Below are 23,798 nucleotides of genomic sequence, written 5' to 3' on the forward strand. Positions count from 1 at the left end.
TCCCGGTAGTCCCCCGAGCAAAGGCAGAAACGTGTCCCAGCAGCCAGGCCAGCTCACCTTCGTCGCGCCGCGGCGGGCCAAGCCCGCGCGGCACCTGGCGGACCTGTCCATGGCCGAGCGCCGGGCCGCGGTCGCCGAGCTGGGTGAGAAGGCATTCCGCGCCGACCAGCTCTCGCGCCACTACTTCGAGCGCCACACCACCGACGTCGCCGAGATGACCGACCTGTCCCCGGCGGCCCGCGACAAGCTGTCGGCGCTGCTGCCGACGCTGCTCACGCCGGTCAAGGAGCTGACCACCGACGGCGGCACGACCCGCAAGACGTTGTGGCGGCTGTTCGACGGCGCGCTGGTCGAGTCGGTGCTCATGCGCTATCCCGAGCGGGTCACGATGTGCGTGTCGTCGCAGGCCGGCTGTGGCATGAACTGCCCGTTCTGCGCCACCGGCCAGGCGGGCCTGACCCGCAACATGTCCACCGCCGAGATCGTCGAGCAGGTGGTCTCCGGGGCCCGCGCGCTGGCGGCGGGCGAGGTGCCGGGCGGGCCCGGCCGGGTGAGCAACATCGTCTTCATGGGCATGGGCGAGCCGCTGGCCAACTACAAGCAGGTGATCGGCGCCGTGCGCCGCATCGTCGAGCCCGCGCCGCACGGCCTCGGCATCTCCGCCCGCGGCGTCACGGTCTCGACCGTCGGGCTGGTGCCCGCCATCGGCAAGCTCGCCGACGAGGGGCTGCCGGTCACGCTGGCGCTGTCCCTGCACGCGCCCGACGACGAGCTGCGCGACACGCTCGTGCCGATCAACACGCGCTGGAAGGTGGCCGAGGTCCTCGACGCGGCCTGGTCGTACGCGGCCAGGACCAAGCGCCGCATCTCCATCGAGTACGCCCTGATCAAGGACGTCAACGACCAGGAGTGGCGGGCCGACCTGCTCGGCAAGCTGGTCAGGAACAAGCTCGTGCACGTCAACCTGATCCCGCTCAACCCCACGCCGGGCTCCAAGTGGACGGCCTCCCGGCCGGAGGACGAGCGGGCGTTCGTGCGCCGGCTGGAGTTCCACGGGGTGCCGGTGACCGTGCGCGACACCCGCGGCCGCGAGATCGACGGCGCCTGCGGCCAGCTCGCCGCGGCCGAGTAGCCCTCGACCGCCGGGCAGGGCGGCGGTCGCAGCCGGCCTACCTCGTGGCGGTCGAGCGGGCGGCGAAGGTCTCGACCAAGTCGGCGATCATGGCGGCGCCCCGGCTGTTGAGGTGCACGGTGTCGGTGGTGAGCCGCAGGCCGCGGCCGCTGGAGATGGCGTCCAGGCTGCGGCCGAGCAGGAAGTGCTGCATCGCGGCGGTCTGCGCCTGATTGCCCTCGGGGCGGTAGTGGGTGCGGGGCGAGGTGCCTTCCAGGTCGGCGGTCATGCGCTCGTTGAGCGGTAGGTAGGTCACGCCCTGCTCGGCGGCGACCGTCCTGACGATCTCGGCGAACTCCTGGGTGCGGCGCACCGGGACCGAGTCCAGGTCCTCGCCGATGACCGGCGGGGAGATCAGCGCCACGCGGGCCATGGTCTCGTTCTGCAGGCGGGCGGCGATGGCCGTCAGGTTGGCGGCGTACGCGGCGGGCGTGGGGTTCTCCGCCAGCTTCCAGCGCTTGCGCAGGGCCCTCGCCCGCTTCTCGCTCAGAGTGGCGTTGGCGTCGTTGGTGCCGATGAGCACGGTGACCACGTCCGGATCCTGCCGCACGACGTCGTCGAGGCGTTTGAGCAGCTCGGACGACGGCTCGTAGTTGACGCCCGCGTTAATCACCGTCTCGCCGGGCAGCCGGTCGCGCAGCATGGCCACGTAGTCGACGCTCACTTGCCCGCGGGTGATGCTGTCACCCAGGCAGATCACCTTCACCGTTGCCTCCTCAGGGGTGAGTGAATGCTCACTAACCTACCCTACGGCGCCTCCAGGCATACAGGGCGAGTCCCGCCAGGCACCACACCAGCGAGATCGCGGCCAGTTGGGGAAGCTGGTCGGTCAGCTCACCGGACCCGGCCGTCCGCATCCAGACCACCAGCGGAACCGTCAGCCAGTACGCCGGGGACGCGCTGAGCAGCAGCATCACCAGGAAGCCGAGCACCAGCGACATGATCGAGACCGCGGGGGAGCGCAGCACGGCCCGGCTGGTGAGCGCCCCGAGCGCGGTCCCGGCGAGCACGGCCAGGGCGTGCAGGACGAGGGCCGCGCCGAGCACGTCCCGGCCGGGACGCTCGCTCAGCCCGAGCAGGACGGCCCAGCCGAGCCCGACGGCGGCCAGCCCGGCGCAGGCGGCCAGGCTCGCCACGAGCCCCGCCGCGACCTCCTTGCCGCGCCCGCCCACCATGATCGCGGACAGCTCGCGCTGCCGGTCGGGCTCGGTGTCCAGCAGGCTTCGCGTGGCCCAGGCCAGAACGGGGATGATCAGCACGGCGCCGTCGGCCAGCACGGCGGCCTCCGTGCCCTTGGGCGCCCGGCTGCCGTAGACGATCGCGAGCAGCGCGAGGGTGAGCAGGAGCGCCTGGTGGACGCGGTGCGACCGCACGTACGCGGCCAGGCGGAAGACGGCCAGAGCGATCATCCGGGCTCCTCGGCGGGGTGGGGGAGGGCTTGGGCGTCCTCGATCTCGCCGGCCTGGTAGCCCTTGTCGCGCATCCTGGTCAGGAAGAGCGGGAGCTCGTCGGCGGGCAGGGTGACCGCCACGGTGACCCTCGGGCGTTCCGGGTCGCGTTCGTGGCCGGTGGCCGCGGGGGTGGCCTCCTTGAGCCGGCCGTCCACGACCGACCACGAGCGCAGCCCGGGAAGGCCGCGCAGGCCGCCCTGGTGGTCGCTGGCGATGACGATGCCCCCGCGTCCGGCGACCTCGGTGGCGATGGCGGGCAGCGTCTCGCGGGCGTCGGCGTCCAGGCCGGCGAAGGGCTCGTCCAGGATCAGCAGGCCGGGGTCCGCCATCAGGGCCTGGACCAGGCCGACCTTGTGCGCGCTGCCCTTGGACAGCTCGCCGAGCGGCAGGCCGAGGAGGTGGCCCATGTTCAGGCGTTCGGCCCAGGGCCGCCACCGCGCGCCGCCGCGTACGGAGGCCATGTGGTTCAGGTAGGCGGTCACCGTGAACGGCTGGGACGTCGGGAAGCGGTCGGGGGCGAAGCCCACGACGCCGGGACGGTCGGTGATGCGCCCCCGCGTCGGCCGCGCGAGCCCCGCGAGGAGCCGCAGCAAGGTTGACTTCCCCGCCCCGTTGACCCCGGTCAGCTCGATCACGTCGCCCGGTGCGAGCTGCGCGTCGGCTTCTTCGAGGATGAAGGGCTGACGTCTCCGGTAGCGGAAAGAGACCTGTAACAGTCGCATGGTGCTGCAACGTTATATGTCAGGGCGCAGGGCGGGGATAAAGGCCCTCACAATGGAGACACCCCGGCACATCTCTGGAGGAGTGGGCTTGAACCGCTTTCCGCGCGTCATGGGTATGCGTTCAGGCTATGACCCCGTGGAAGTCGACGCCCTGATCGTGCGCATCGAGTCGACCCTCGGCAGGGGCCCGCACCCGGTCGAGCCCGTCACCGCGGACGACGTCCGCGCCGCGACCTTCCGCGCCAAGCGCGGCGGCTACCACGAGACCGCGGTGGACTTCGCGCTGGAGGCGTTCGTCGTGGCCCTGGAGACCCAGGCCAAGCGCCCGGTACGGCCGGCCATGGCCGAACCCGCCGGGGAACTGCTGCGCGAGGAGTGGTTCGAGACCCAGGCCGCCCGCGTCGAACGGGTGGCCTTCCGCCCCGGCCGCATGGGCACCGGCTACGACGAGGACGAGGTGGACGCCTTCCTCGACCGCGTCGTCGCCACCCTGCGCGGCACGACCGAGTTCGCCGTGACCGCCGAGGAGGTGCGCGAGGCCCGGTTCTCGACCGTGCTCTTCCGCGCCGGCTACCTGATCGCCGACGTCGACTCCTTCCTCGAAGGCGTCGCCGAGATCCTGGACAAGCCCCGCTAAGCTCGTTCGACGGCGGCGAGCAGGCCGCGGAGGTCGGGCAGGACCACCCGGACGACCTCCGGGTCGGCGGGCCGCTCGCCGTGCCGGTTGATCCACACCCGGCGGAGGCCGAGGCGCTGCGCCGGGACCATGTCGTGGAAGTGGCTCTGCGCCACGTGCACCCACTCCACCGGCTCGTACGCCTTCCTGAAGTGCTCGAAGTGCGCCTCGTCCGGCTTGTAGGCCCCGGCGTCCTCGGCGGTGACCACCGCGTCGAACGGCACGGGCAGCCGTCGCAGCGTCTGGGCGATCAGGTCGCGGTCGCAGTTGGTCAGCAGCGCCAGCCGCCGGCCCGCCGCCCGCAGGGCCGACAACTCCTCCCCGACCTCGCCGAACACCGGCCAGTAGGGCAGGGTGTCGCCCAGCACCCGGGCGTCGTCGTCGTTCAGCGGGAACGCGGCGTCGGCGCAGGCGCGGCGCAGCGCCTCGGCCATGACGTCGCGGTAGCGGGCCCGCGGCGTCTCGGTCTCGACCGCGGTCTCGTGCCGCAGGTACGCCTCCAGCAGCTCCTCCCCCCTGCCGGGCGCGATCAGCTCAAGGCTGCTGCCGATGCCGTGCCGCCAGTCGACGAGGGTGCCGAAACAGTCGAACGTGATCCATCGCATGACTCACCATATGACGGTCATGTGCCGGATCCGAGCACCTGGGCGAGCACCCTGCCGACCTCGCCCTCGACCGCCGGCCCGTCGGCCCGCCAGGCCACGTAGCCGTCAGGGCGGACCAGGACGGCGGCGGCGTCGCCGTAGCGCGCGGCCCAGGCGTCCTCGACGTCGAGCACGTCCGCGCCCACCTGGTGGACCCGTACGCCGGGGCCGGCGGCCCGCGCCCAGTCGGCGCCCCCGGGGCCGCACAGCAGGACGAAGGCGTCGTGGAACAGGTCGTGGACGCCGATGCGCACGCCGTCCCGGTCGAGCCAGAGGTGCGGGGCGCGGGTGCCGGGACGGGCGCCCTGGGCCATCGAGTCGCCGAACACCGTCTCGTGGGTGGCGCCGACCATGGCCGACGAGCGGTAGCGCTGCCCCAGGATCGCCGCGACGTGGTCCAGCGGGTCGTCCTCGGGGTTGGGGCCGAACCTGGCCGCCTGGCTGCGTACGGTCAGGTCGGCCAGCTCCAGGGCCACCGGGCGGCGCTCTGCCTCGTAGGTGTCGAGCAGCGCGTCGCCGGCCCGGCCGTCGAGCACGGCGGCCAGCTTCCAGGCCAGGTTGTGCGTGTCCTGGACGGCCGAGTTGGCGCCCAGCCCGCCGGCCGGCGGCCAGACGTGCGCCGCGTCGCCGACCAGGAAGACCCGCCCCTCCCGGTAGCGCGTGGCGACGCCCACCGCCTCCTCCCACGCGGCCCTGCTGACGATCTCCACGGGCAGGTCGCGGCCGATCAGCTCCTTGGCCGTGGCGGCCAGCCGCTCGTCGGTGAAGTCGTCCGGCGACTCGGAGGCGGGGTCGTACGTCAGGGCCATGCCCCAATGGCCCGGCAGCGCGTGGGAGACCATCGCGCCCGAGGCCGTGCCGCCGGGCGCGCCGAGGATCCAGAACAGCGCCCGCTTGGTGACCAGCTCCGACAGGTCGGCCCTGAAGACGAACGACAGGTAGTTACGCAGGACGCTGTGCCCTTCGCGGGCGATGCCCAGTTGATCCCTGATCGTGCCGCGGTAGCCGTCGGCGGCGATCAGGTAGCGGGCGCGCAGGGTCCGGCGCTCGCCGGTGTGGACGTCCTCGGTCACCACCGTGACGCCGTCCGCGTCGGGCTCGATCGACTTGCATATGGTGTCGAAGCGCAGGTCGGCGCCCCGGGCGCGGGCGGCCTCGGCGAGGATCGGCTCGACCGTGCTCTGGTCGGCCATGCCGTACTCGCCCGCGGTCAGCTCGGGCAGCGCCCGGGAGGAGCCGCCCTCGAAGAGCCACTGCCATTCGCCGGCCAGCGTCTCGCAGCGGGCCACGCCCCCTTCCTCGTCGAAGGGCCGTCCGGCCTCCTTGACGGCCTGCTCCAGGCCGAACGGCCGGTAGATCTCCATCGTGCGCGGGGTGATGCCGCGCGCCCTGCCCAGGAGCGACACGCCGGGGTGGCGGTCGACGAGCACGCAGGGCACCCCGTGGTGCGACAGGAACAGGGCGGCGGTGAGCCCGGCGTAGCCGCCGCCGACGATCAGCACGGGAATCTCGGTCATGACGCCCTCAGGGCGGTCCGTTGTGGTCATGGAAGGAATAGTTGCATTGCGACTAGTAGCAAGTCAACTAGTCTCCTTGAACGATAGGGTGAGTTCATGGCGCTCGACCGCGGCTCGCCGCTCGCTCTGACCGTGCTGACCCTGCTGAACCACCAGCCCCTGCACCCGTACGGCATCCAGCGGCTGCTCAAGCAGTGGGGCAAGGATCTGGTGGTCAACGTGGGCCAGCGGGCCGGGCTCTACCGCACGATCGACCGGCTGAGTGAGGCCGGGCTGATCAGGGTCAGGGAGACCGGGCGCGACCAGCAGTACCCGGAGCGCACGGTCTACGAGATCACCGAGGCCGGCCGCGCGCGGCTGACGACCTGGCTGGACGACATGCTCAGCCGTCCCAAACAGGAGTTCCCGCAGTTCCCCGCGGCGCTGGCGAACGCGATGCTGCTCGGCCCCGGCGGGCTGGCCGAGGCGCTGGAGCGGCGGGCGGCGGCCGTGGAGCGCACGCTGGCCGAGCTGGAGTCGGGCCTGACGGCCGAGGAGGACCTGCCGCGCATCACGATGCTGGAGTGCGAATACCTGCGCGAGGTGACGGCGGCCGAGGCCCGCTGGCTCCGCGCCGTCATCGCCGACCTGCGCGAGGGGCGGTTGGAGTGGTCACGCGAGCAGCTCGAACAGGTCAGCTCGGCCCGGGAGTGATCAAATGCGGGCGCGGCCGCCGCAGCAGCGCGACGAGCACCGAGGTCACCGGCGCCGCCAGGAACGCCCCGGTGATGCCCGCGATCACGCTGCCCACCGTGATCGCGATCAGGATGACCGCCCCCGGCAGGTCGAGCGCCTTGCCGTAGACCTGCGGCGCCAGCACGTGTCCTTCGAGCTGCTGCACCGCCACCGTCACCGCGACCACGATCAGCGCCACCAGCCACCCCTTGGCCACGAGCGCCACCACCGCGGCCAGCAGCCCGGCCATGAACGCGCCCACCACCGGCAGGAACGCCCCCACGAACGTCAGCACGGCCAGCGGCAGCGCGATCGGCACGCCGAGGATCCACAGCGCGAGCCCGATGAAGAACCCGTCGACCACGCCCACGATCGCCACCCCGCGGATGTAGCGCCCGATCACCGCGAAGATCAACGTGCCGGTGTCGCGGCAGCGCGCCTTGGCCCCCTCGGGCACGAGATCGACGATCCAGGCGAACAGCCGCTCGCCGCCGTGCACGAAGTACACCGACAGGATGACCGCGAGCACCGCGCCGACGACGATCTCGCCGGCCGTCCTGACCCCGGCGATGGCGCCGCTGGTGATCTGCTTGCCCTGCTTGGACACGTACTCCCTGGCCTGCGCGAGCAGCCGCTGGTCGTCGAGCCCGAAGCGGGCGGCCAGGCCGTGCAGGTCGTCGAACGCCTTGCCCAGGCTGGTGCGCATCTCGCTCAGGCTGTCGACCGTGGGCGGCACCAGCAGCGCGATCAGCGCGCCGGCCAGCACCAGGCCGCCGACGAAGACGACCGTGGTGGCCAGCGCCGGGCCGAGCCCGCGGGAGGTGAGCCAGCGGGCCGGCGGGTGCAGCAACGCCGTGAGGAAGACGCCGATGATGACGGACATGACCACCGTGCGCAGGTGATAAAGGCAGAAGAAGGCCACCGCGATGATCGCGATCCACCCCAACGCCCGCCACGGCCTCATGCCCAACCCCCGATCGTGCCTGGTCAGAGCCTTTCCCGGCAGTGATCGAGGGCAACCCTGTCAGGACGGCGGGGTCAGGTGCGGACGCTGCGACCGCTTGGCCTCCTCGTACGCCGCCCGCTCGGCCGCCGCGCCCACCCCGGCGACGGGCACGTCCCACCACGCCTGCGAGGAGGGGGCGTCGTCGGCCATGGGGTCGGTGCGCACGTACACGACGGTCGTCCCGGCGGACGAGCGGGCCTCCTCCAGGGCCTTGCGCAGGTCGGCGAGCGATTCCGGACGCAGCACGGCCGCGCCCAGGCTCGCGGCGTTGGCCGCCAGGTCGACCGGCAGCGGGCCGCCCGTACGGGAGCGGTAGGACGTGCCCAGGCGGCGCGCGCCGACGCTCTCCGACAGTCGCCCGATGGAGGCGAAACCCGAGTTGTCCACCAGGACGACGACCAGCTGCACGTCCTCGGCGACCGCGGTGACCAGCTCCTGCGCCATCATCAGGTACGACCCGTCACCCACCAGGACGAACACCTCGCGCTCCGGCGCGGCCATCTTGACGCCCACGCCGCCCGCGATCTCGTAGCCCATGCAGGAGTTGCCGTACTCGACGTGGTAGTTGCCGGGGCCGCTCGGCCGCCACAGCTTGTGCAGGTCGCCCGGCATGGACCCGGCCGCGCACACCACGACGCCGTCCGCGCCCGCCGCCGCGTTCACGGCGCCGATGATCGCCGCCTGCGACAGCGGGGAGCCGTCGAGGGAGTACGCGCGGTCCACGCTCGCGTCCCAGTCGCGGGACAGCTCGGCGGCCCTGGCCAGGTAGGCGTCGTCGGGGCGCCGGCCGGCGCAGGCCGCGGTCAGGTCGGTCAGGCACTCCCGGGCGTCGGCGACCAGTTGCAGCCCTGACAGCTTGGCGGCGTCGAAGGCGGTGATGTTGACGTTCACGAACCTGGCGTCCGCCGCGAAGAGCGATCTCGACGCGGTGGTGAAGTCGCTGTAGCGGGTGCCGACCCCGATGATCACGTCGGCCTCGCGGGCCAGCGCGTTGGCCGCGGTGGTGCCGGTCGCGCCCACCGCGCCCATCGCCAGCGGATGGCCGTGCGGCAGCGACCCCTTGCCGGCCTGGGTCTCGGCGACCGGGATGCCGCGCGCCTCGGCGAAGGCGGCCAGTTGGGCGGTGGCCTCGCTGTAGATCGTCCCGCCGCCCGAGACGATCAGCGGACGGGCGGCCGACCTGATCAGCTCGGCCGCCCTGGCCAGCGCGGCGCGGTCCGGCCGCGGGCGCGGCACGTGCCACACCCGGCGGGCGAACAGCTCCTCGGGCCAGTCGCAGGACTCGGCCTGCACGTCCTGCGGCAGCGCCAGCGTCACCGCGCCGGTCTCGGCCGGGTCCGTGAGCACCCGCAGGGCCGCCGTCAGCGCGGCCGGCAGCTGCTCCGGACGGTTGATCCGGTCCCAGTACCGCGAGACCGGCCTGAAGCAGTCGTTGACCGAGACGTCGTACGAACGCGGGTCCTCCAGCTCCTGGAGCACCGGGTTGGCGACGCGGGTGGAGAAGACGTCGCCGGGCAGCAGGAGCACGGGCAGCCTGTTGACGGTCGCGCCGGCCGCCCCCGTGATCATGTTCGTCGCGCCGGGGCCGATCGAGGTCGTGCAGGCCAGCGTGGCCAGCCGGTTGGCGGTCCGGGCGTAGGCGGCGGCCGTGTGCACCATGGCCTGCTCGTTGCGGGCCAGGTGGTAGGGCAGGTCGTCGCCGCCGGTGGCCAGCGCCTGGCCGAGCCCGGCGACGTTGCCGTGGCCGAAGATGCCGAAGCAGCCGCCGAAGAAGCGGCGCTCCACGCCGTCCCGCTCGCTCCACTGGGCGGCCAGGAAGCGCACGACGGCCTGCGCGACGGTCAACCGGGTCATGCGCGCCCCCCGAACGGCAGTCTCGGGTCGATGCTCTGGCCCGACCAGGACGAACGGATCCAGGCGTGCCGGGGATCGTCGCAGAACGCCATCGAACGCTCCTCCGCCGGGCCCGCCAGCACGTTGAGGTAGTACAGGTCGTACCCGGGGGCGGCCATGGAGGGCCCGTGGTAGCCGTACGGGACCAGGACGACGTCGCCGGAGGAGACCTCGGCCAGCGTGTCGACCTGCCCCCGCTCGGAGGAGTAGACGCGCTGGTAGCCGAGCCCGTCGCCGGCGATCTCGAAGTAATAGACCTCCTCCAGCACCGCCTCGCCGGGGTTGGGGGTGTCGTGCTTGTGCGGCGGATAGGAGGACCAGTTGCCGCCCGGCGTCAGCACCTCGACGGCCATGAGCTTGTCGCAGTCGAACACGCCGGGGGCGCAGAAGTTGTTCACCTGCCGGCTGGCCTGCCCCGCGCCCCTGATCTCCACCGGCACCCGGGAGGCGGGCACGTGCCGCGGCGGCAGCGCCCGGCTCGCGCGGGCCGACGGCAGCGCGATGCGTCCCGCGCCGCTCAACGTGGCCCGGACGCCGATCGGCAGGTACGCGAAGTCGCTCGGCCCCTCGAACACCGAGCCGCGCCCGGCCAGCACGAACGTCTCCCCGGCGACCTCGACCGTGCACGATCCCGCCAGCGGAAGGACGATCATCTCCTCCTCGCCGGTGTCGAACTCCAGCGGCGCGCCGGTCAGGTCCGCCACCCGCAGCCCCGAGTACGTCCATCCGGCCAGCGACGGAGTGATCTCCACCGACCAGGGGCCGCCGGCGGCCTTGCCGTAGGGCAGGTAGGTCATGCGTGTGCCTCTCTCACCAGGGCGGCGGCGCCGTCCACCGCAGCCGCCACGTCGTCGTCCGATGGGTAGAGCAGGGCGCGGCCGACGACCAGGCCGCGCACGCCGGGCAGGGCCAGCGCGCGGTGCCAGTCGGCGTAGGCCGCGCCGATGTCGGGCGGGTCGCCGCCGAGGAGCAGCGTGGGCAGCGTGGTGGCGGCCATCACCCGGTCCATCTCGGCCACCACGGGGATCTTCAGCCAGGTGTGGGCCGAGGTGGCGCCGAGCGCCTGGGCGACGCTGATCGAGCGGATCACGGCGTCGGGGGACAGGTCGTTGCGCAGCACGCCGGACTCCGAGCGCGCCGCCCAGAACGGCTCCACCATGGCCACCAGCCGCCTGCGGGCCAGCCCGGTCACCGCGTGGGCGCACGACTCCAGGGTGGCGGCCGTCGCGTGGTCGCCGGGGTCGATGCGGCACAACATCTTGCCGCCGTCGAGGCGCATCGAGTCGATGGCCTCAGGGTCGAAGCCGGTGAAGCGGTCGTCCAGCTCGAACACCGAGCCCTGCAGGCCGCCCCGGTTCATCGAGCCGAAGGCCAGCCTGCCCTCCAGCGCGCCCAGCAGGAGCAGGTCCTCCAGGACGTCGGGGGAGGCGAGAACGCCGTCCACCCCCGGCCGGGCCAGGGCCGTCTGGAGCCGGTCGAGCAGGTCGTGGCGGCTGCCCATGGCCAGCGGGCGGTCGCGTACGGACAGGGCGCCCCTGGCCGGATGGTCGGCGGCGATGATCAGCAGCCGTTCGTCCGCCTCGGGCATCCTCCGGCGTCGCCGGCGGGCGGCGGCCGCGGCGATCTCCTCGGGGCGCGTCGCGCGGACGCGCGTGAGCCACTCGTAGCGGGCCGTACCCGGCAGCGTGAGGTCGCTCACGTGGGCACCTCGTCCAGCAGTTCGTGCACCTCGTCGGTGGTGGGCATGGCGTCGGCGCAGGCCAGGCGGGCGGCCACGAAGGCCCCGGCGGCGTTGGCGAAGCGGATCGTGCGTTCCAGCGGCCAGCCGCGCAGCAGCCCGAGGCAGACCGCGCCGCCGAACGCGTCCCCGGCCCCGATGCCGTTGACCACCTTCACCTCGACCGGCTCGGCCACGACGGTCTCGGTGGCCGTGCGGGCGAGCACCCCGGCCGGGCCCATCTTGACGATCGCCACCCGGACCCCGGCGTCGAGCAGCGCCCTCGCCGCCGCCTCCGGGTCGCGCACGCCCACCGCGTTCTCCACCTCGTCGAGGTTGCCGACCGCCACGTTCGCGTGCGGCAGCGCCTCGCGCGCCGCCGCGCGGGCGGCCTCGCGCGACTCCCACAGCGCCGGGCGGTGGTCGAGGTCGAACACGGTCCAGCCGGAGGTGCGGGCCGACAGGGCGGCGGCGTGCGCCGCGCGGCTCGGCTCCTTGCTCAGGCCGGTGAGCGAGAACCAGAACAGGCCGGTCGCGCGGATGGCGTCGAGGTCGAGGTGGCCGGGGGTGAGACGCAGGTCGGGCGGGTGCTCGCCGCGGTAGAAGTAGATCGGGAAGTGGTCGGGCGGGAAGATCTCGCAGAACGTGACGGGGGTGGCCGGGCCCTCGATGACGCTGACGTGGGAGTCGTCCACGCCGAAGTCGCGGATGGCCCGTCGTACGTAGGCGCCGAAGGGGTCGGCGCCCACCGCGGTGATCACCGCGGAGCGCAGCCCATGGCGTGCCGCCGCGACGGCGACGTTGGTCGGGCTGCCGCCGAGGAACTTGCCGAAGGTCTCGACGTCGGCCAGCCCGACGCCGGTCTGCAACGGATAGACGTCGACGCCGCAGCGGCCGATCGTGATCAGGTCGTACAACGCACCTCCAGAGGACGCACCCTATCTCGACACTATGGCATATTGTCATGACATAAGGATGTCCGCTAAGTTAGGGAATGATCGTTCAGGCCGGGCCCCCGTCACCTCACTTCTGTAGTGTCGGACGGTGAGGAGGTTCGCTCATGTTCGTCCCCAACGGCGTCCACCACGAACAGCACACCACCAAGCTCTCCTTCCGCCCCGCCTCAGGCAAGGGCGGAGCGGCGTGAAAGGCCACTGGAGCCTCGACGACCGCCTCGAACGGGCGCTGCGCGAGCTGCCCTTCGAGGTGCCCGCCGGGTCCGGGGCCGTCACCGTGCGGCTCGACTACGACCGGTCCCAGGGCGTGCTCGACCTCGGCTGCGGCTCACCCGACGGCTTCCGCGGCTGGTCGGGAGGGGCACGCGCCGAGTTCACGATCACCCGCGACTGGGCCACCCCCGGCTACCTGCCCGGCGACCCCGAGCCCGGAACCTGGCACGTGTGGCTCGGGCTGCACCGCGTGCCGCCGCAGGGGCTCGACTTCACCCTGGAGGTCTCGGTCCTGCGCACGGCCCCGTCCGAGCCGGTCGCCGCCGAGCCGCCGCCCGGCGAACGGCCGCCGCGCAGGGACGTCCCCGACGTCGGCGGGCTGCGCTGGTTCGCCGGCGACTTCCACGCGCACACCGTCCACAGCGACGGCTCGCTCACCGTCGCCGAGCTGGCCGAGCTGGCCCGCGGCCGGGGCCTGGACTTCCTGGCCGTCACCGACCACAACACCGTCAGCCACCACCCCTGGCTGCGCGCGACCGACCGCGGCGTCACCCTCATCCCCGGCCAGGAGGTCACCACCGACCGCGGCCACGCCAACGTGTTCGGCGAGGTCGGCTGGGTGGACTTCCGGCGGCCCGCCGACTCCTGGGCCGAGCACGCCGGCCGCGCGGGCGGCCTGATCTCCATCAACCACCCGCTGGGCGGCGACTGCGCCTGGCTGCTGCCCCTCGCCGAACGTCCGAGGGTGGCCGAGGTGTGGAGCTCCGGGTGGTGGGACCGCCGCTGGGGAGCGCCGCTGGCCTGGGCCGACGCCTGGCGCGACGACGTGGTGGCGATCGGCGGCAGCGACTTCCACCGCGACGGCAGCGACGGGCTCCCGGGCGCGCCGACCACGTGGGTGCTGGCCGAGGAGCCGGGCGCGGTGCTCGACGGCGTACGCGCCGGGCGCACCGCTGTGTCGGCCGGGCCGGACGCGCCACTGCTGCTCCGGCTGGGCGACGAACTGCTCGCGCTCGACGCCGACGGCCTGGTGCTGGTCCGCCCAGGTGGCGCCCGCCAGGCCGTCCGCGGCGAGCGGGTGCTGCTGCCGGCCGCCGAGGGACGCCACCGCCTGGAGACCTACGAGAACGAGGTGATCGCCCTATGCGAGTGAGGAGAATCGCGAACGCGCCGGTGAGCTTCGGCGTCTTCGAGCTCAGCGACGCGCCGCCGCCCCTGGGCCCCGACGAGATGGTCCGCGCGCTGGCCGAGGCCGGTTACCAGGGCATCGACTCCGGGCCCATCGGCTACCTCGGCACCGGCCCCGAGCTGGCCGCCCGGCTGGCGGCGCACGGCCTGCTGCTCGCCGGCGGCTGGGTCGACCTGCGCTACGGCGACGCCGAGGCGTACCGGCGGGGGCTGCCCGCGCTGGAGGCCGCGCTCGACGTGTTCACCGCCGCGCCCGAGGCGCCCGCGCCGTTCGCGCCCCGGCCCACGCTGGCCTGCTCGGGCTCGCCCGAGAGGTTCGCCAGGCCCGGCGGGAGCGCCCCCGGGCTGCCCGCCTCCGACTGGCCCGGGTACGCCGCCCGCGTCCAGGAGGCCGCCGACCGCTGCCGCGAACGCGGCCTGGAACCCGCCTTCCACCACCACCTCGGCACCTACGTCGAGACCCCCGGCGACGTCGAGCGCCTCCTGGAGCTGACCGACGTGCAGCTCTGCCTGGACACCGGCCATCTGCTGCTGGCCGGCGGTGACCCGGTGGCGGCGCTGCGCGACTGGGCCGGCCGGATCGGGCACGTGCACGTCAAGGACGGCGACACCAAGATCCTCGCCCAGGCCCTCGACGACGGCGCCGACCTGCGCGAGCTGATGGGCAGGGGCGGCTTCACCCGCCTGGGCGCGGGCGAGCTCGACCTGCCCGCGGTCGTGGCGGCGCTCGACGCCATCGGCTACGAGGGCTGGATCGTGGTCGAGCAGGACACGATGCCGGGCCGCCGGCCGGTCGAGCGGAACATCGCCGACCAGGCGGCCAACCGCGACCGGCTGAGGGAGCTGGGCCTGTGAAGATCGCGCTGGTCGGGTGCGGGGCCGTCACCCAGGCGGTCTACGTGCCGCTGCTGTCCAGGCGGCGGGACCTGTTCGAGGTGAGCGCCGTCTGCGACCTGTCGCGCACGCTGGCCGACGCCGTCGGCGACCGGCTGGGCGCGCCCCGGCGCCACACCGACCTGGCGGAGATGTTGTCCGACGGCGGTTTCGAGGCCGTGATCGTGCTGGCCTCCGGCTCCCACGGCGAGACCGTGCGCCGGGCGCTGGCCGCCGGGTACGCCGTGCTGTGCGAGAAGCCGCTCGCGCTGACCAGGGCCGAGGTGGCGGCGCTGCCCGAGGGGCGGCTGATGGTCGGCTACATGAAGCAGTACGACCCCGCCGTGCGCCGGGCCGCCGCGCTGCTGGACGAGCTGGGCGGGCCGGCGGCCATCCGGTCGGTCGAGGTGACCGTGCTGCATCCGAGCGGGGAGTCGCAGCTGGCGTTCGCGAACCTGACGCGGGCCGGCGACGTCGAGCCCGGCGTGCTCGGGGCGTTGCGCGAGGCCGAGGACGCGCTCGTCTCCCGGGCGCTGGGCCAGGCGGCCCCGGAGTCGCTGCGCAACGTGTACGCGGTCTCCCTGGGGTCGATCTGCCACGACCTGTCGCTGCTGCGGCGCTTCACCGGCTCGCCCGAGGAGATCTCGTACGTGGAGAGCTGGGGGCCGACACCCGGCTCATTGGAGATCTCCGGGCCGTTGCCCGTGGCGGGCCGTTTCCACATCCGCTGGCACTACCTGGACGACTACCCCGCCTACCGCGAGACCGTCGCGATCCACCACGAAGAGGGCACCTTCGAGCTGGCCTTCCCCACCCCCTACCTGATGAACGCGCCCACCACCCTCACCGTGGTCTCCGGGGCCGAGACCCGCGCCGAGCACCGTGAGGTGACCGAGGCGTTCGAGGTACAACTGACGGCCTTCCATGCTTATGTGAACGATGGCAGCCCGCCGATCACCGACGCGGGCGGCGCACTGGAGGACATCGTGACGGCTCAGCGGATCGCCGCCCGCTACGCCGTCCAGCATCGGCTGCCCATCGGAGGGGAGGCGGCGGCATGGACATAGTGGTCGTTCCGCACACACACTGGGACAGAGAGTGGTACGAGCCCTTCCAGCGCTTCCGCCTGAGGCTGGTGGACCTGCTCGACGAGGTGCTCGACACCATGGAGGCCGAGCCCGCCTACCACTTCACCCTCGACGGCCAGCTCGCCTGCGTGGACGACTACCTGGAGGTCCGCCCGGAGAACCGGGACCGCGTCGCCGCGCTCGTCGAGTCCGGACGGCTGGCGGTGGGGCCGTGGCAGATCCTGCTCGACGAGTTCCTGTGCTCGGGCGAGAACATCGTCCGCAACCTCGAACTCGGGCTGGCCGGGGCGGAGAAGCTCGGCGGCGCGATGCGGGTCGGCTACCTGCCCGACATGTTCGGCCACGCCGCCCAGATGCCGCAGATCCTGCGGCGGGCCGGGTTGGAGCACGCCTGCGTCTACCGCGGGGTGCCCTCGTCGGTGACGACCGACGCCTTCGCCTGGGTGGCTCCCGACGGCACGGCGATCCGCACCCAGTACCTGCCCGAGGGCGGCTACGGCAACGGCGCCCACCTGTTCTCCGGCGTCAAGGGGCTGGAGGGGCGGGCGGCGGAGTTCGTCACGTCCATGCGGGCCTGGCACGGCCCCGAGGGCGAGCTGCTGGCCATGTACGGCACCGACCACTCGGCCCCCGTGCGTGGGCTGCCGGAGATGGTGGCGGCCATCGGCGCCCGCATGGACACCTTGTCCGGCTATATCGAGAAATTTCCTGCTGACACCGCGGGGCTGCCCGAGGTCTTCGGCGAGCTGCGCTCGCACGCCCGCGCCAACATCCTGCCCGGCGTCATCTCCGTCCGCGCCGCCGTTAAGCAGGCCATGGGCCGGGCCGAGCGCATGGTCGAGCGCTACGCCGAGCCCCTGGCCGCGCTCTGGGGCGGCCCGTGGCCCGGCCGGTTCCTCGACATGGCCTGGCGGCGGCTGGTGGACGCGAGCGGCCACGACTCGGTCACCGGCTGCGGCGTGGACGAGACCGCCCAGCAGGTCGCCGCGCGCATCGCCGAGGCCGAGCACCTGGGGCAGGCCGTCCGCGACATGGTGACCGCGCGGCTGGCGGCGGCGGTGCCGGTCCACGGCGTGCTCGTCGTCAACCCGACGCCGGCCGACCGCAGCGGCGTGGTGATCGTCGACATGGCCGGTCTGGAACCGCTGGTGGACCCCGCCGGCCTCCCGGTGCCCACCCACACCCTGGAGTACGCGCCGACGCTCCTGCTGGACGAGCGCATCGACCCGGCCACCGTGCTGACCTACGTGCACGGCACCGAGCTGTACGGCCAGCACATCGTCGACTGGGAGGTGCTGGACGACACCCTCATCCTCACCGTGGCCCGCGAGCCGATCGGCCCGTTCGACCCGGCCGAGCTGCGCGGCGCGCTCGACGGCGTGGAGTACGTCCGCGTCGAGGCCGAGGTCCGGCGCACGGTCGCGGCCTTCGTCGAGGTGCCCGCCCTCGGCCACACGAACCTGCTGCCGGGAGAGGAAGGGGTCCCGTACTCCATGCCGCCGGGGGAGACCTGGAAGAGCCGGCATCATCAGCACTGCTGGTTCGGCTCCGACACCGAGGTCCTGCCCGTCCAGGCCGACGAGAGCGCGCTGGACAACGGCCTGCTGCGGGTCGAGATCGAGCCGGACGGCACCCTCGGCCTGTTCGGCAAGGACGGCCGCACGATCACCGGCGTGTGCCGCATCGAGGACGGCGGCGACTCCGGCGACACCTACAACCACGCGCCCCCCAAGGACGACCTGGTCGTGTCCGAGCCGGTGTCGATCAGCACGGAGCTCATCTGCCCGGGCCCGCTCGTGGCCGTCGTGGAGGTGACCCGGATGTACCTGTGGCCGGCGGCGGGCCAGGGCGTCGAGTTCTCGCCGCAGCTCCCGCCGCTCGCGCGCACCGGCGAGACCGAGGACGTCATGGTCACCATGCGGGTCGAGCTGCGGGCGGGTGAGCCGTTCGTCCGGCTGCGGGTGTCGTTCGACAACCGGTGCGCCGACCATCGGGTGCGGTTGCACGTGCCGCTGCCCCGGCATGCCGACCATTCGCTGGCCGAGGGGCAGTTCGCGGTGGTGAGGCGGGGGCTGGAGAGCGAGGGCGGCTGCGGCGAGACCCCGCTGCCGACCTTCCCCGCCTCCGGATGGGTGGCCGCCGGCGGCGTGGCCGCGCTGCTGGAGCACGTGACCGAGTACGAGCTGCTGGACGACGGCTACGAGCTGGCGCTCACGCTGCTGCGTTCGGTCGGCTACCTGTCGCGCAACCACAACGCGCTGCGCCCCGAGCCGGCCGGTCCGCAGCTCCCGACCCCGGCGGCGCAGTCACGCGGGCCGCACACCGTGTCGCTGGCGCTGATGCCGTACATGGACTGGCGGGACGTGCCGCCGGAGGCGGAGAGGTTCCGGCACGACCTGCTGGTCGTGCCCGGCAGGGGCGAATGGGATCTGCCGCAGCCCCCGGCGGCGGCCGGGCTGTCGGTGTCCGGCCAGGGCGTGACGATGACCTCGCTGCGCCGCCGCGACGACTGGCACGAGCTGCGCCTGGTGGCGCTCACCGAGACGGACACGGAGGCCGTCGTGCGGGGCGCCTTCACCAGGGCCAGGCGGGCCGGTCTGACCGGCCGCCCCGAGGAGCCGCTGGAGGCGGAGGAGGGCACGCTCAGGCTGCCGCTGAAGCCATGGGAGATCGCCACCGTCCAGCTCCGCTGACCGGAAGGGCTCAGCACAGGCCGAGCTGGCGGGCGGCGCGCACGGCCAGCCAGACCTCGGCGAACGCCGCGCTGGAGGACAGGTCGCGTCCGCTCAGCGCGGCGAACCTGCGCAGCCGGTAGGCCAGCGTGTTGGGGTGGACGTGCAGCGCGGCCGCCGCGTTCTCGACGTGCCGGTTGCGCTCCATCCAGGTGCGCACCGACAGCAGCAGCCGCGAGTCGTGGGCCTCGTCGTAGGCCAGCACCTCGCCCAGCACGTGGTCGACCAGCGCCGACAGCGTCGAGGGGTCGTCGGGCAGCCAGCGGCCCGTGGTGTCGTCGCCGTAGTGGACCAGCGGTTTGCCCGACTCGGCGGCGTGCGCGGCGGCCCACACGGCCTCGCGCTGGGCGACCCGCAGCGACTCGCCCGGCGGGAACGGGCGGCTCGCCCCCGCGCTGACCCCGGGCACGGCGGCGACCGCCGGCGCCAGGCCGGGCGGCCCCAGCAGGTAGTGGTCGTCGCCGCGCCTGAGCATCAGGTGCGGCAGCTCGCCCACCGCCCTGCGCAGCGCGTCGTCGGGCGCGTGACGCACGACGAGCAGCACCGACCCGGCCTCCAGCGGCAGGCCCATCCGGGCCAGGCGGCGACGGGCCGCGGGCGGGTCGAGCACGTCCTGGAGCAGCTCGGCCAACGTCTCGGCGCCCTCTCGGCGCAGGGTCTCGCGCTCGTGCCTGGCCATGGCGACCTGGAGGGCGGCCACGGTGGCGATGTGCTGGACCACGGCCAGCCCGGCGGGCCGCGCGCCCTCGCGCTCGAAGGCCACCAGGAACCCGGCGGGGCCGCCGGGCGCCGGCACCGGCAGCGCGAAGCCGCCCGGGATCGTGGGCGGCGCGTCGGGCTCGGCGGGCAGGACGTCGAGCGAGGGGACCGGCACGCCGGGCAGCAGCGGCCGGCCCTGCGGGGTGCACAGGTAGACGTCGTAGCCGGACAGGCGTTCCAGGCGTTTGAACAACGTGACGGTGTCGAGGTCCTCGGCGGCCAGCCAGCGCAGCGCCCCGAACACCTGGAGCTGGGCGCCCAGCCGGTGGCTGGCGTCCTCCTGCAGCGCCGCCGCCACCTCCTGCGAGACGGCGATGAACGGCACCGCGAGCGGCACCTCCAGCACCGGCATGCCGCGCTCCTCGGCGGCCTCGAAGAACGCCGGATGCAGCGGCGGGACGTGGAGCTGGGCCGACAGGGCGAGCGCCGAGACCCCGGCGTCGTCGAGGCGTTCGAGGTAGGCGCGCTGCCGGGCGGCCGAGCGCGGCAGGCCGATGCCGGTCGTCATGATGACCTCGGCGCCGAGCAGCCAGGGCGTCGGGTCGGCCAGCTCGCTGACGTGCGCCCACGAGACCGAGCGGGACAGCCCGGCCTCGCCGGCGAGCACGCGGAGCTGGAGAGCCGGGGAGCGGAGGAGGTCTTCGACCGTCATCTTGTGGTCAACCACAACACACACCGTATTACTTTGTGGGAGTAACAATTGCCGCAGGTCAGAAGCGTGACAAACACTGACGGACATGCACATCGGTCCCGTTGACTCCTCCCGGGTCCCGCGTTTCGCCGGGCCCGCCACCTTCGCCCGGCTGCCCCGGCTCGACCAGGTCGAGCGGGCGGACGTGGCCGTCGTGGGCGTGCCCTTCGACGCGGGCGTGTCCTACCGTCCGGGCGCCCGGTTCGGGCCCGCCGCCGTACGGGAGGCGTCCCGGCTGCTGCGGCCCTACCACCCGGGGCTGGACGTGTCGCCGTTCGAGCGCGTGCAGGTGGCCGACGCCGGTGACATCGCGGCGAACCCATTCGACATCGGCGCGGCCGTCGAGACCATCGAGGCCGCGGCCGACGAGCTGGACGCCAAGCTCGTCACCATCGGCGGCGACCACACGATCGCGCTGCCGCTGCTGCGCTCGGCGGCCAAGAAGCACGGTCCCGTGGCGCTGCTGCACTTCGACGCGCACCTCGACACCTGGGACACCTACTTCGGCGCCGAGTACACCCACGGCACCCCCTTCCGGCGCGCGGTCGAGGAGGGCATCCTCGACACCGAGGCGCTGAGCCACGTCGGCATCCGGGGTCCCCTGTACGGCAAGAAGGACCTGGAGGACGACCGGCGGCTCGGGTTCGGCATCCTGACCGCCGCCGACGTGCTCCGCCGCGGCCTGGACGAGGTCATCGACGTGCTGCGGCAGCGCGTCGGCGACCGCCCGCTCTACGTCTCCGTCGACATCGACGTGCTCGACCCCGCCCACGCCCCCGGCACCGGCACGCCGGAGGCCGGCGGGCTCACCAGCCGGGAACTGCTGGAGATCCTCCGCGGTCTGGCCGGCTGCCGCCTGATCGGGGCCGACGTGGTCGAGGTGGCCCCCGCCTACGACCACGCCGAGATCACCTCGGTCGCCGCCTCCCACGTGGCCTACGACCTCGTCAGCCTGCTGGCGATGCAGGAGAAGACATGAGCATCACCGAGATCGAGACCTACGGCGTCGAGCGCATCCCCGACGCCGACCGCACCGCCGGGCCCTTCGACCTGTTCCGGGTCGCCTTCGGGGGCGCGAACACGTTCGCCACCTGCGTGCTCGGGGCCTTCCCCATCCTGTTCGGCCTGTCGTTCTGGCAGGGGCTCGCGGCCACCGTGCTCGGACTGGTGGTCGGGGCGCTGATCCTGGCGCCGCTCTCCCTGTTCGGGCCGCTCAACGGCACCAACAACGCCGTCTCCTCCTCGGCCCACCTGGGCGTGCACGGCCGGGTCGTCGGCTCGTTCCTGTCGCTGCTGACCGCCATCGCGTTCTTCTCGATCTCGGTGTGGTCGTCGGGCGACGCGCTGGTGGGCGGCGCGCACCGGCTCGTCGGCCTGCCCGACACCGACCTGTCCTACGGCGTGGCCTACGCCGTCTTCGCCCTGCTCGTCCTCGTGGTCTGCGTGTACGGCTTCCGCTTCATGCTGTTCGTCAACAAGATCGCGGTGGCGGCGGCGTCGCTGCTGTTCGTCCTCGGGCTGTTCGCCTTCGCCGGGGACTTCGACCCGTCCTATCCGGGGACGCTGGCGGCCGGTGACCCGCTGTTCTGGCCGTCGTTCATCGGGGCGGCGCTGATCGTGCTGTCCAATCCCGTCTCCTTCGGCGCCTTCCTGGGCGACTGGTCCCGGTACATCCCGGCCTCGACCCCCCGCTCCCGCGTGGTGACGGCGGCCTTCCTGTCGCAGATCGCCACCATCCTGCCGTTCTTCTTCGGGCTGGCCACCGCCTCGATCATCGCCTCCAAGGCCGGTGAGTACGTCGACCCGGCCGCCCCCAACTACGTGGGCGGGCTGCTGGCGATCTCGCCGGCCTGGTACTTCGTCCCGGTCTGCCTGATCGCGCTGATCGGCGGCATGTCCACCGGCACCACCTCCCTGTACGGGACCGGGCTCGACTTCTCCAGCGTGTTCCCGCGCTTCTCCCGGGTGCAGGCGACCGTGTTCATCGGCACCCTGTCGATCGTGTTCATCTTCGTCGGGCGTTTCGCGGCGAACCTGACGGCCAGCATCTCCACGTTCGCCACCCTGATCATCACCTGCACCGCGCCCTGGATGGTGATCATGATGCTCGGCTACGTGACCCGCAGGGGCTGGTACGACCCCGACGCCCTCCAGGTCTTCAACCGGCGCCAGCGCGGCGGCCGGTACTGGTTCACCCACGGCTGGAACTGGCGCGGCCTGACGGCGTGGCTGCTCGCGGCGGCCGTGGCGCTGATGTTCGTCAACCTGCCCGGCCAGTTCGTCGGGCCGCTGGGCGACCTGGCCGGCGGCGTGGACATCTCGCTGCCGCTGGGCCTGGCGGTCGCGGCCGTGCTGTACCTGACGCTGCTCGCGCTCTTCCCCGAACCGCGCGAGGTGTACGGCCCGCAGGGCCCGCGCCTGGTGCGCTCGGCCGACACGCCGATCCTGCCCATCGTGGACGCGGCAGAATCGATGGCGTGATGGAACTCGTCGACCTGTCGGTGCCCGTCGAGACCGGGATGCCCGTCTACCCGGGCGATCCCGAGGTCTCGGTCGCCCCCGCGCTCACCGTCGCCCGCGACGGCGTCAACGTGCTGGGCCTGCACCTCGGCTCCCAGTCGGGCACCCACGTCGACGCGCCCGTCCACATCGACGACGCGCTGCCGGCGCTCGGCGGCCTGCCGCTGTCGCGCTTCGCCGGGCCCGCCGTCGTGGCGGACGCCCGGGGGCTCGCGCCCCGCTCGCCGATCGGGGCCGGGCTCCTGGCCGGCCTGCCCTGGCCCGGCGGCGGTGACGCGCCGATCGTGCTGGTCGCCACCGGCTGGTCGGCCCACTGGGGCAGCGAGACCTACCTGGGCCACCCCTTCCTCACCGAGGAGGCCGCCACGCTGCTGGTCGAGCGGGGCGTGCGCACGGTCGGCATCGACGCGCTGAGCGTCGACCCGACCCCGGCCGACGACTTCCCGGCCCACCGTGTCCTGTGCGGGGCGCACGCCGTGATCGCGGAGAACCTGACCGGCCTCGACCGGCTGCTCGACGCCCAGGGCGAGGGGAGGCCGATCGAGGTCTGGATGATGCCGCTGCGGCTCGACGGCGCCGACGGCGCTCCCGTACGGGCCGTGGCGCGGATCGGTTAGCGCGTGCCCCAGGAGTACGACTGCTTGCGCAGCTTCAGGTACACGAACGACTCCGTGGCCCGTACGGCGGGGATGGCGCGGATCTTGCTGAGGATCTCCAGCAGGTGCCCGTCGCCCTCGCAGACCACCTCGACGATCACATCGAAGGAGCCCGCCGTGAGCACCACGTAGTCGATCTCCTCGATCGCCGACAGCTCGTCGGCCACCGATTCGAGGTCGCCCTCGCAGTTGACGCCGATCATCGCCTGGCGGGGGAAGCCGAGGGTGAGGGGGTCGGTGACCGCGACGATCTGCATCACCCCGGCGTCCTGCAACCGCTGGACACGCTGACGGACCGCGGCCTCGGAGAGCCCGACGGCCTTGCCGATCGCGGCGTACGGCATGCGCCCGTCGGACTGGAGCTGCTCGATGATCTGCTTGGAGAGATCGTCGAGCACGACGGGCCCGGAACTGGCGTTGGTTCGTCGTACGCGGGGCGGCGTCGTCATGTCAGAGGAATCCTCCTAGCGGTCCGGCGTTACGGGGGCGTTCCCGCTCGATTGCCGTCCTGGTGCGACATGTTGTCAGTTCTTGGCGGTGTGTCAAGCGAATTCGTAGCAATTTGATATCTTCACCACGAAATCCCTTGTCCAGATGCAACTGCTCTGTAA

At 73.0% G+C, this 23,798-nt stretch carries 22 protein-coding genes; 10 read left to right on the plus strand and 12 right to left on the minus strand.

The features are described 5' to 3' along the window. Positions 1-31 precede the first annotated feature (31 nt). Positions 32-1,132, plus strand: coding sequence for a 23S rRNA (adenine(2503)-C(2))-methyltransferase RlmN (gene rlmN, locus ACWCSU_RS05100; protein WP_449933619.1), 1,101 nt, complete (start codon positions 32-34; stop codon positions 1,130-1,132). Positions 1,133-1,169: 37 nt separating this feature from the next. Here the strand turns inward: rlmN and ACWCSU_RS05105 are convergent, their stop codons facing one another. From ACWCSU_RS05105 to ACWCSU_RS05115, 3 genes are read right to left on the minus strand one after another with little or no spacing between them, the layout of a single operon-like run. Continuing rightward, positions 1,170-1,877: an SGNH/GDSL hydrolase family protein gene (locus tag ACWCSU_RS05105; protein ID WP_449933621.1), complete on the minus strand. Its 708-nt coding sequence runs from the start codon at positions 1,875-1,877 to the stop codon at positions 1,170-1,172. 31 nt (positions 1,878-1,908) lie between these two features. Next, entirely contained in the window at positions 1,909-2,580 is a 672-nt protein-coding gene (locus tag ACWCSU_RS05110) for a hypothetical protein (protein WP_449933623.1), read from the minus strand. Further along, positions 2,577-3,344: an ABC transporter ATP-binding protein gene (locus ACWCSU_RS05115; protein WP_449933625.1), complete on the minus strand. Its 768-nt coding sequence runs from the start codon at positions 3,342-3,344 to the stop codon at positions 2,577-2,579. The genes ACWCSU_RS05110 and ACWCSU_RS05115 overlap by 4 nt, the downstream gene beginning before the upstream one ends. A 136-nt stretch (positions 3,345-3,480) precedes the next feature. Between ACWCSU_RS05115 and ACWCSU_RS05120 the strand changes: the two genes are divergently transcribed. Beyond that, entirely contained in the window at positions 3,481-3,981 is a 501-nt protein-coding gene (locus ACWCSU_RS05120) for a DivIVA domain-containing protein (protein ID WP_449933627.1), read from the plus strand. Here the strand turns inward: ACWCSU_RS05120 and ACWCSU_RS05125 are convergent. Together ACWCSU_RS05125 and ACWCSU_RS05130 are read right to left on the minus strand one after the other, a co-directional pair. Further along, positions 3,978-4,625, minus strand: a complete 648-nt coding sequence (locus tag ACWCSU_RS05125; protein WP_449933629.1) for an HAD-IA family hydrolase — start codon at positions 4,623-4,625, stop codon at positions 3,978-3,980. The genes ACWCSU_RS05120 and ACWCSU_RS05125 overlap by 4 nt on opposite strands. Before the next feature lie 17 nt (positions 4,626-4,642). Beyond that, on the minus strand, positions 4,643-6,211 hold the full coding sequence (locus tag ACWCSU_RS05130) for an FAD-dependent monooxygenase (RefSeq protein ID WP_449933631.1): 1,569 nt from the start codon (positions 6,209-6,211) through the stop codon (positions 4,643-4,645). Positions 6,212-6,277: 66 nt separating this feature from the next. Here ACWCSU_RS05130 and ACWCSU_RS05135 point away from each other — a divergent pair, with 66 nt between their 5' ends. Next, the gene (locus ACWCSU_RS05135) at positions 6,278-6,874 is read left to right on the plus strand and encodes a PadR family transcriptional regulator (RefSeq protein WP_449933633.1); all 597 of its coding nucleotides are present in this window, start codon (positions 6,278-6,280) and stop codon (positions 6,872-6,874) included. Here the strand turns inward: ACWCSU_RS05135 and ACWCSU_RS05140 are convergent. From ACWCSU_RS05140 to iolC, 5 genes are read right to left on the minus strand one after another with little or no spacing between them, the layout of a single operon-like run. Then, complete coding sequence (locus ACWCSU_RS05140; protein WP_449933635.1) at positions 6,855-7,859, minus strand: AI-2E family transporter; 1,005 nt, start codon at positions 7,857-7,859, stop codon at positions 6,855-6,857. The genes ACWCSU_RS05135 and ACWCSU_RS05140 overlap by 20 nt on opposite strands. 60 nt (positions 7,860-7,919) lie before the next feature. Then, complete coding sequence (iolD, locus tag ACWCSU_RS05145; RefSeq protein ID WP_449933637.1) at positions 7,920-9,755, minus strand: 3D-(3,5/4)-trihydroxycyclohexane-1,2-dione acylhydrolase (decyclizing); 1,836 nt, start codon at positions 9,753-9,755, stop codon at positions 7,920-7,922. Next, the gene (gene iolB, locus ACWCSU_RS05150) at positions 9,752-10,591 is read right to left on the minus strand and encodes a 5-deoxy-glucuronate isomerase (RefSeq protein ID WP_449933639.1); all 840 of its coding nucleotides are present in this window, start codon (positions 10,589-10,591) and stop codon (positions 9,752-9,754) included. The genes iolD and iolB overlap by 4 nt, the downstream gene beginning before the upstream one ends. Beyond that, positions 10,588-11,493 carry a Cgl0159 family (beta/alpha)8-fold protein gene (locus ACWCSU_RS05155; RefSeq protein ID WP_357707161.1) on the minus strand — a complete coding sequence of 302 codons (906 nt, stop codon included), beginning with the start codon at positions 11,491-11,493 and terminating at the stop codon, positions 10,588-10,590. Before ACWCSU_RS05155 ends, iolB begins: the two co-directional genes overlap by 4 nt. Then, the gene (gene iolC, locus ACWCSU_RS05160) at positions 11,490-12,428 is read right to left on the minus strand and encodes a 5-dehydro-2-deoxygluconokinase (protein WP_364099775.1); all 939 of its coding nucleotides are present in this window, start codon (positions 12,426-12,428) and stop codon (positions 11,490-11,492) included. Before iolC ends, ACWCSU_RS05155 begins: the two co-directional genes overlap by 4 nt. 226 nt (positions 12,429-12,654) lie before the next feature. Between iolC and ACWCSU_RS05165 the strand changes: the two genes are divergently transcribed. From ACWCSU_RS05165 to ACWCSU_RS05180, 4 genes are read left to right on the plus strand one after another with little or no spacing between them, the layout of a single operon-like run. Continuing rightward, the gene (locus tag ACWCSU_RS05165; RefSeq protein WP_449933642.1) at positions 12,655-13,833 is read left to right on the plus strand and encodes a CehA/McbA family metallohydrolase; all 1,179 of its coding nucleotides are present in this window, start codon (positions 12,655-12,657) and stop codon (positions 13,831-13,833) included. Then, positions 13,824-14,723 carry a TIM barrel protein gene (locus ACWCSU_RS05170; RefSeq protein WP_357707165.1) on the plus strand — a complete coding sequence of 300 codons (900 nt, stop codon included), beginning with the start codon at positions 13,824-13,826 and terminating at the stop codon, positions 14,721-14,723. Before ACWCSU_RS05165 ends, ACWCSU_RS05170 begins: the two co-directional genes overlap by 10 nt. Beyond that, a complete protein-coding gene (locus tag ACWCSU_RS05175; RefSeq protein WP_357707167.1) occupies positions 14,720-15,808 on the plus strand; it encodes a Gfo/Idh/MocA family protein in 1,089 nt (362 codons plus the stop codon). The genes ACWCSU_RS05170 and ACWCSU_RS05175 overlap by 4 nt, the downstream gene beginning before the upstream one ends. Continuing rightward, positions 15,799-18,522 (plus strand): glycoside hydrolase family 38 N-terminal domain-containing protein, encoded by a 2,724-nt coding sequence (locus tag ACWCSU_RS05180; protein WP_449933645.1) that lies wholly within the window; start codon positions 15,799-15,801, stop codon positions 18,520-18,522. The genes ACWCSU_RS05175 and ACWCSU_RS05180 overlap by 10 nt, the downstream gene beginning before the upstream one ends. Positions 18,523-18,532: 10 nt before the next feature. Here the strand turns inward: ACWCSU_RS05180 and ACWCSU_RS05185 are convergent, their stop codons facing one another. Next, positions 18,533-19,987, minus strand: a complete 1,455-nt coding sequence (locus ACWCSU_RS05185; protein ID WP_449933647.1) for a PucR family transcriptional regulator — start codon at positions 19,985-19,987, stop codon at positions 18,533-18,535. A 70-nt stretch (positions 19,988-20,057) separates the two neighbouring features. Here ACWCSU_RS05185 and speB point away from each other — a divergent pair, with 70 nt between their 5' ends. From speB to ACWCSU_RS05200, 3 genes are read left to right on the plus strand one after another with little or no spacing between them, the layout of a single operon-like run. Next, positions 20,058-20,990, plus strand: a complete 933-nt coding sequence (speB, locus tag ACWCSU_RS05190) for an agmatinase (RefSeq protein WP_357707171.1) — start codon at positions 20,058-20,060, stop codon at positions 20,988-20,990. Further along, the gene (locus tag ACWCSU_RS05195) at positions 20,987-22,492 is read left to right on the plus strand and encodes a purine-cytosine permease family protein (RefSeq protein ID WP_449933649.1); all 1,506 of its coding nucleotides are present in this window, start codon (positions 20,987-20,989) and stop codon (positions 22,490-22,492) included. Before speB ends, ACWCSU_RS05195 begins: the two co-directional genes overlap by 4 nt. Beyond that, entirely contained in the window at positions 22,492-23,148 is a 657-nt protein-coding gene (locus ACWCSU_RS05200; protein ID WP_449933741.1) for a cyclase family protein, read from the plus strand. The genes ACWCSU_RS05195 and ACWCSU_RS05200 overlap by 1 nt, the downstream gene beginning before the upstream one ends. Here the strand turns inward: ACWCSU_RS05200 and ACWCSU_RS05205 are convergent. Further along, on the minus strand, positions 23,145-23,636 hold the full coding sequence (locus ACWCSU_RS05205; protein ID WP_125631294.1) for an Lrp/AsnC family transcriptional regulator: 492 nt from the start codon (positions 23,634-23,636) through the stop codon (positions 23,145-23,147). The genes ACWCSU_RS05200 and ACWCSU_RS05205 overlap by 4 nt on opposite strands. Between the last annotated feature and the right edge of the window lie 162 nt (positions 23,637-23,798).

Source organism: Nonomuraea sp. NPDC001699, from assembly GCF_053596455.1.

Coding starts and splice junctions, on each gene's coding strand:
- ACWCSU_RS05125 (WP_449933629.1), bottom strand. CDS start 4,625: ATGCGATGGATCACGTTCGACTGTTTCGGCACCCTCGTCGACTGGCGG.
- ACWCSU_RS05115 (WP_449933625.1), bottom strand. CDS start 3,344: ATGCGACTGTTACAGGTCTCTTTCCGCTACCGGAGACGTCAGCCCTTC.
- ACWCSU_RS05195 (WP_449933649.1), top strand. CDS start 20,987: ATGAGCATCACCGAGATCGAGACCTACGGCGTCGAGCGCATCCCCGAC.
- ACWCSU_RS05205 (WP_125631294.1), bottom strand. CDS start 23,636: ATGACGACGCCGCCCCGCGTACGACGAACCAACGCCAGTTCCGGGCCC.
- ACWCSU_RS05170 (WP_357707165.1), top strand. CDS start 13,824: ATGCGAGTGAGGAGAATCGCGAACGCGCCGGTGAGCTTCGGCGTCTTC.
- ACWCSU_RS05200 (WP_449933741.1), top strand. CDS start 22,492: ATGGAACTCGTCGACCTGTCGGTGCCCGTCGAGACCGGGATGCCCGTC.
- iolD (WP_449933637.1), bottom strand. CDS start 9,755: ATGACCCGGTTGACCGTCGCGCAGGCCGTCGTGCGCTTCCTGGCCGCC.
- ACWCSU_RS05110 (WP_449933623.1), bottom strand. CDS start 2,580: ATGATCGCTCTGGCCGTCTTCCGCCTGGCCGCGTACGTGCGGTCGCAC.
- iolB (WP_449933639.1), bottom strand. CDS start 10,591: ATGACCTACCTGCCCTACGGCAAGGCCGCCGGCGGCCCCTGGTCGGTG.
- ACWCSU_RS05135 (WP_449933633.1), top strand. CDS start 6,278: ATGGCGCTCGACCGCGGCTCGCCGCTCGCTCTGACCGTGCTGACCCTG.
- ACWCSU_RS05140 (WP_449933635.1), bottom strand. CDS start 7,859: ATGAGGCCGTGGCGGGCGTTGGGGTGGATCGCGATCATCGCGGTGGCC.
- ACWCSU_RS05180 (WP_449933645.1), top strand. CDS start 15,799: ATGGACATAGTGGTCGTTCCGCACACACACTGGGACAGAGAGTGGTAC.
- ACWCSU_RS05130 (WP_449933631.1), bottom strand. CDS start 6,211: ATGACCACAACGGACCGCCCTGAGGGCGTCATGACCGAGATTCCCGTG.
- speB (WP_357707171.1), top strand. CDS start 20,058: ATGCACATCGGTCCCGTTGACTCCTCCCGGGTCCCGCGTTTCGCCGGG.